We start from the raw sequence: 6,225 nt of genomic DNA on the forward strand, positions 1-6,225 counted from the left end.
ATAATTGAAAAGGTTTTTTAACAAACTTGGTTGTCCCAATACAAATCAAAGGTAAAAGTATAGCATATAGGCTTCTAATACTTTTGTATAGTAAAATAGTATAATTTTTCGATATATATTTCACGTTTTCCTTAGATTGGTCACGTGCCTAAACTTCTTTTTTTGAACTTATTTTAAAGCAAAAAACATGAATTCCGCCATGAATTGTCCAATTCATCGAACCTCAATAACATAATGTAAAAATCGAGTAGGAAAATAGGAGTTATTGTTCTACTTGTCTAATCGTACGAATTACGAGTGTTTGCATGCTGAAAAGCCCACCGTTTGACACTTAGTTTTACTATCTGCCATATAGCGGTAGAAAGGGATTTCGTATATTATATACTAAAACTTATCTACATCATCATGGGTACTTGATATCACTAAAGGGATAGAAATCTTCAACATTTATATTTTTATAAGGCAAAACATCTAGATGCATTGTTCCAAACCATTTGCCTGGCGCATCCACATGTATTATACTGGCAGCATAACCTGTTTCATCAAACCCTCTACGGAAATGCACTCGACTTTTTACAACAAAGACATTATAATTATCTGGTTCAATTGGGCCAAACCTCAACTGTTCAGGTGTTCTGACCTCTTGATACGCTGGGGTCACAACAATCAAATTATTCTTACCAAACTCTACAGCGGCTACTCTATCATACCCCCAATTCTTTCCTTTCCACAACAATTTACCTTGGATTCGAACAGGCTCGCCTGCTTGCTCTCCTGTATATCCTCCCATTTCCATATCAATGCCATCACCAGCTTTTAGGTCATTTTGCCAGATCTTCTCAAGGACACCTACATCTGTAATCGTAGCGTATAAAACATTATTTACCTCCTGTTGAATAAGCTCACTAAGTGTCCAAGTTCCGTCGCCCGTGCGATCCCAATAGTCAGCTAATACCACTGGTATATTCCCTTGGGTAATTGCATTTCTTGTTTGCTCCACCGCTTCTTTAGGCTGTGGGAAATGCCCCTCACTCCAATCTTTACGTGTACGCCACATATAAGCAGCCATATCATTAGCAATTTCATCCGCTAAAACCTGATTATTATTTGTCATGACGTGCACACTAGCTCCTACATCTTTAACATCAGCCCAAGGAAAACCTAACATGACATTAACATAAGCACCAGGATACCGATCTTCCCAACGTCTAGCTCGCTCCATAATATTCATCATGGGTGATTGTCCCGTCCATTGCAGCACTGTAGCAGTCAATATTGGGAGCGTCCTTACGGTCTTAGCCGGCTTATAGCTACCACGCATCAACCGGTAAAGATATCGAGCAGCGCGTTCGCCCTGATGATATTCATCATAATGAGGATATCGCTTGACAGCAAATAAACCATCTGCTTGTTTCAAAAACTTTTCATCTTCATTCCCATGTAAATCAAACGTAGCTACAATAGGTATATCTGGTCCGACTACTTCCCGAAAACGTTTAGCAATCTCTGCCTCTGGATGATCCACTCCTCTGACTGCCATGGCTCCATGCAATGCTAAAAACACACCATCTACAGGCATAACCTGTTGCAAATCTTCGATCATAAGGTCGACAAAATAATCAAATGCTTCTTTCTTATTCCATGTACGTGAGATCCCACCAAAAACAGGTCTAGGTGAAGATAACCCAAGCAGTTTGACGTTATCAAATGCTAATGCCTGCTCCGTAAATCCTCGCAAATACGTTCTGCTCGTCAACACATCCTCCCCTCTATATGGAGGCCCTTGATATGTCCAATCTTTGACATCGGGTTCCTCCCCCGGACAGAAAGTACATGTTTCATGAAAAAAACTGGCGACCGCGATATGATATGGCTTCTTATCGGAGATTTGTTGTCCTCTAACGTCACATGCTTGTAATAATTGAATGCCAATCCAACAAGCGATAAAAGCAATAAAATTAAATTTGTATAATACCATTTTTTACCTTAAAGTTTTAAATCAAACAACTACACCACATTATCCAGTTTAACAATATCTAATAGGCCTAATACTTATTATTGTATGCAAAACAATCATTGCTGTCCCATTAAAATCTAAAATTGTTCTTTGAAATACTTGAAATATAGCTTGTTACCTTTTTGGATAGGAATAAGTTCAATTATATTGTCCGTACCTATCAAGGAGAAATACGTGAAGCATTTCACCTGCTGGAACCAATTGCTTGCTTTGATGTTCGGGCAGCTTTCCAATCGTGAAAGTCTGCGGGATCTAGTGATCGCACTTGATGCCCACCGGTCCAAATGCTATCATCTGGGAATGGGTAAAAATATCTCCAGATCATCCTTGGCCAGAGCCAATCAGGACAGGGATTACCACATCTTTGAAGAGTATGCCTACTACTTGGTAAACCAGGCCAGAGAGACCAGAACCACCAACATCTTCGATCTGGGTGGGAACGTGTATGCTTTCGATTCGACCACGATTGATCTTTGCCTTTCCGTATTCTGGTGGGCAAAATTCAGAAAGAGAAAGGGAGGTGTCAAAGTTCACACATTGTATGATGTAGAAACACAGATACCTGCATTCTTTCATATTACCGAAGCTTCTGTTCACGACTCAAAGGTCATGAAAGAGATCCCTTATGAATCAGGGTCTTACTATATATTTGACCGGGCTTACAACAACTTCAAGATGCTCTATAAGATCCATCAGATAGGAGCCTACTTCGTGATCAGGGCAAAGACTAATTTGCAGTACAAAACCATCAAATGGAAACGCAGATTACCTAGGAATGTGCTTTCAGATCTGACGATCGGATTGACTGGGTTTTATCCCAAAAAGTACTATCCCGGGATGATTCGTTTGGTCAGATACTGGGATGAACAACAGGAACGGGAGTTCGTCTTCTTGACCAATGCTACCCATATCTCAGCCCTAGAAGTTGCGGATCTATATAAGAACCGCTGGCAGGTAGAGCTGTTCTTCAAGTGGCTGAAACAGCACCTTAAAATCAAGAAATTCTGGGGTACCACTGAGAATGCTGTTCGCATCCAGATCTATGCCACCATCTGTACCTACTGCCTAGTGGCAACCGTTCAGCAAGACATGAAACTGGACAGAAGTACCTATGAAGTACTACAGATATTAAGCATATCCCTGACCGATAAAACAAACCTGCGAGAGCTCTTTAGCAAAACTAAATTTCAACATGACAAAGAACGAATGGACCTTAATGGGCCAAATTTATTTAATTTTTAAAACGCCCCGATTTTAATGGGACACTAGTGCAAAACAATATTGAATAACCTCCTATAAACAACAAGAAATGTAACCAATACATCAAGTCCCTTTTTGTCTACCTCTAACATTAATTTAAACCATCGTTGATTTTAGGATAGTTGTATTTCTCTGATTAAATACCCAAACCGCATAACCCAACATCACCAGATTACATGGAATCAACATGAGCAAAGCGTTCTGTGGCATAAAAAGGTTCATATCAAGCAACCGACCGAAGATAGGCGGGAATATCCCTCCTCCAACCACAGCCATCAGCAGTAGTGCCGATCCGATCTTTGTGAATCTGCCCAGACCTTTTAACGCTAGCCCCCAGATCGTCCCCCATAACATCGCCGAACTAAAACCCATGGCGATGACAAACCATACCGACACAATACCTGGAGTAAAGTACGCGCCGATTGTCATCGCTATCCCCCAGAGTGTACACATCAAAAGCGCACCTTGCTGGGAGAGATATTTAGGAATAAGAAAGATACTGGCCACATATCCCATCGTCATCGCAATCAACGTATATTGTGCGAAAAAACGAGAATCTGCAATTGGAATTCCTAACGCAGATCCGTAAATGATAATAGCATCAATCGGAATAACTTCACAGGCTGCTGAGAAAAATAACGCCACCACTCCGAAGATTAAATTCGGATATTGAAATACCGATTTCTTATCCCCTGAAATCTGTCCATTCTGAGTAGCGGCTGACTCCTCTACTTCAGGCAACCTGGAGAAATATATCATAACCGCAAGCAGCAGCAAAATAGCCGTGATAATGATGTAAGGAACTACCGCTTGCTGAATATAATCCGCTAAGACCGCATTTTTGGTTGCTTCGGGAACACCCGTAATTTTATCTCGCACCGTATCTGCATTCGTTAAAAAGACAGAACCCAATACCGCGAGACTCAACAGACCTGCAATCTTGTTTGCCAGTCCCATGAACCCGATTCGCTTAGCGTGGCTCTCGATAGGACCAATAATGGCGATATATGGATTTGCAGCGGTCTGCAAAAGCGCCAAACCGGTTCCCGTAATAAATAGACCGGTAAGAAACAGGCTATACATACGGGTATAGGCCGCCGGAACAAACAAGAAGGTGCCAATAGCCATCACCATTAGCCCGATCAGCATACCCTTTTTATAGCCGGTATACTTCAGTATGCCCGCAGAAGGAATCGCCATAAAAAAATAAGCCAGATAGGCCGAAAAGACGACCCAAGTGGATTGAAAATTATTCAATTCCAGTCCTACTTGAAAATAGGGTATCAATACGCCATTTGCCCACGTAATGAAACCAAATACAAAAAACAGAATACCGATAATAATTAAAGGGTAAATAATGGATGTTTTATTGCTCATAATCTTGTCGCCTGAAATGTTTTTTTATAGCTTTCTAGCCATTCAAAAATAGGTTTTTATCCGTTTAAAAACTTAAATTATCATCTGCATAAATGATACTATATTTCATCTCGAAGTGGGATAAATAACAAATATCAGCTGAAGAGCCTCCCTTAATCGAGCATATATCGGTTCGGCAGGCATGGAAAATCCACACCTCATTAATCCTGAGCAAGTTTTGGATCCGTGAGACGATAAATCAACAATGCAGATCGTTGGGTAACCTCCGAAATCGTCGTAAGAACGACATATTCCTTCACGGAATGCGCTCCTCCTCCCTCTACACCCAGTCCATCCAAACAATCAATATAATCTGCGATAAAAGCAATATCACCCGCACCACGCAGGTTTGGGTCGTAGGCTTCTACTTCTACCGAACCAAGATCGGTGCTGACACGACTAAACTGTCGTAGTATTTCCCTGTTACCCGGGGTCTCCGCCATAGCGGGGTAACCATCATTAAACGTAATCTTTGCCTCGGTTTTCGGGAGATTTTCGGCCACAATAGCTTCCATTTTTCGTCGTGTGCGATCCAATTGTTCATTACTGATAGTTCGCAAATCACCTTTCACAATAGCGATATCCGAAACAAGATTCGTTTTACCCTCTGCATGTCCAGCAATACCAGAAGCATTCAACTTGGCATCACTCCCTCCGACAATCAGGCTCGCATTGTATGTCAGGTTTTCTTCTCTTAACTTTTCATGAAAATTATGAAGTATCCGAGCTGTCTCGTATATAGCCCCCGAACCTACATGATCGCTAAATACCGAAGCAGAATGGGCTTGTACGCCTTCAACTTCCAAAGTCCACCCACTGCTGCTACGCCGTGCGGTGGTCGCATATCTAAAACCTGTTCCAGGCTCATAGGCCAGCGCTACATCACTCTTCTTCGCTAATTCAATAATATCTTTTCGGCTAATATCGGTGGGCCGGCCGGGGTTCTCTTCATCGCCATGCAAAACAACGGTAATTTGTCTCCCTTCTAACTGTCCGGCCTCTTTCAGTGCTTTCAGCGAATAAAGCATCACCATGTTCCCTCCTTTCATATCGTTGGTTCCCGGACCGTAGGCAATTGTATCCCTACGCTCCCAACGCTGAAACGGGCTATCCTCCTCAAAAACAGTATCCATGTGCCCTAGCAGCAAGAGGCTTTTCCCTTTATTACCCTTCATCTCGGCAATCAGATGCCCTCCCCTGTTCATGCTCTCCGGCATATCCACCCATCGAGTGGTAAACCCTAAGTCTTCCAAAAACCGCTGATACAGCTTACCGATCTTTTGCACCCCTGATGGATTCATCGTACCACTGTTTATATTTACGGTTTCTTCGAGAAATGCTATCGATTCCGCAGTGTTGCTGTTTACCTGTTCAATGATCTGCTGTTCGGTATCCGACAGATTTTGCGCATTTCCCAACAGGGAACCGAAACACAACAGCGCTACTAAACAATATCTTTTGGAAATCTTCTGAGAAAGGTTCTTTTGGCACATCATATTTTTAGTTTATAAGTCTACAATTATACGAAACAA

The 6,225-nt window shown here is 41.9% G+C and carries 4 protein-coding genes; 1 reads left to right on the top strand and 3 read right to left on the bottom strand.

The features are described 5' to 3' along the window. Positions 1-403: 403 nt before the first annotated feature. Entirely contained in the window at positions 404-1,978 is a 1,575-nt protein-coding gene (locus tag G5B00_RS17555) for a M81 family metallopeptidase (RefSeq protein ID WP_163878691.1), read from the bottom strand. Positions 1,979-2,107: 129 nt separating this feature from the next. On the opposite strand from G5B00_RS17555, the gene G5B00_RS17560 reads away from it, so the two are divergent. Then, positions 2,108-3,259 carry an IS4 family transposase gene (locus G5B00_RS17560; RefSeq protein ID WP_205966468.1) on the top strand — a complete coding sequence of 384 codons (1,152 nt, stop codon included), beginning with the start codon at positions 2,108-2,110 and terminating at the stop codon, positions 3,257-3,259. Between the two features lie 114 nt (positions 3,260-3,373). Here the strand turns inward: G5B00_RS17560 and gluP are convergent, their stop codons facing one another. Together gluP and G5B00_RS17570 are read right to left on the bottom strand one after the other, a co-directional pair. Further along, a complete protein-coding gene (gene gluP, locus G5B00_RS17565) occupies positions 3,374-4,654 on the bottom strand; it encodes a glucose/galactose MFS transporter (protein ID WP_163878694.1) in 1,281 nt (426 codons plus the stop codon). A 200-nt stretch (positions 4,655-4,854) separates the two neighbouring features. Further along, a complete protein-coding gene (locus G5B00_RS17570; protein WP_205966469.1) occupies positions 4,855-6,189 on the bottom strand; it encodes a M20/M25/M40 family metallo-hydrolase in 1,335 nt (444 codons plus the stop codon). Positions 6,190-6,225: the final 36 nt, after the last annotated feature.

Source organism: Parapedobacter sp. SGR-10 (genome assembly GCF_011030405.1).
Classification (GTDB): domain Bacteria; phylum Bacteroidota; class Bacteroidia; order Sphingobacteriales; family Sphingobacteriaceae; genus Sphingobacterium.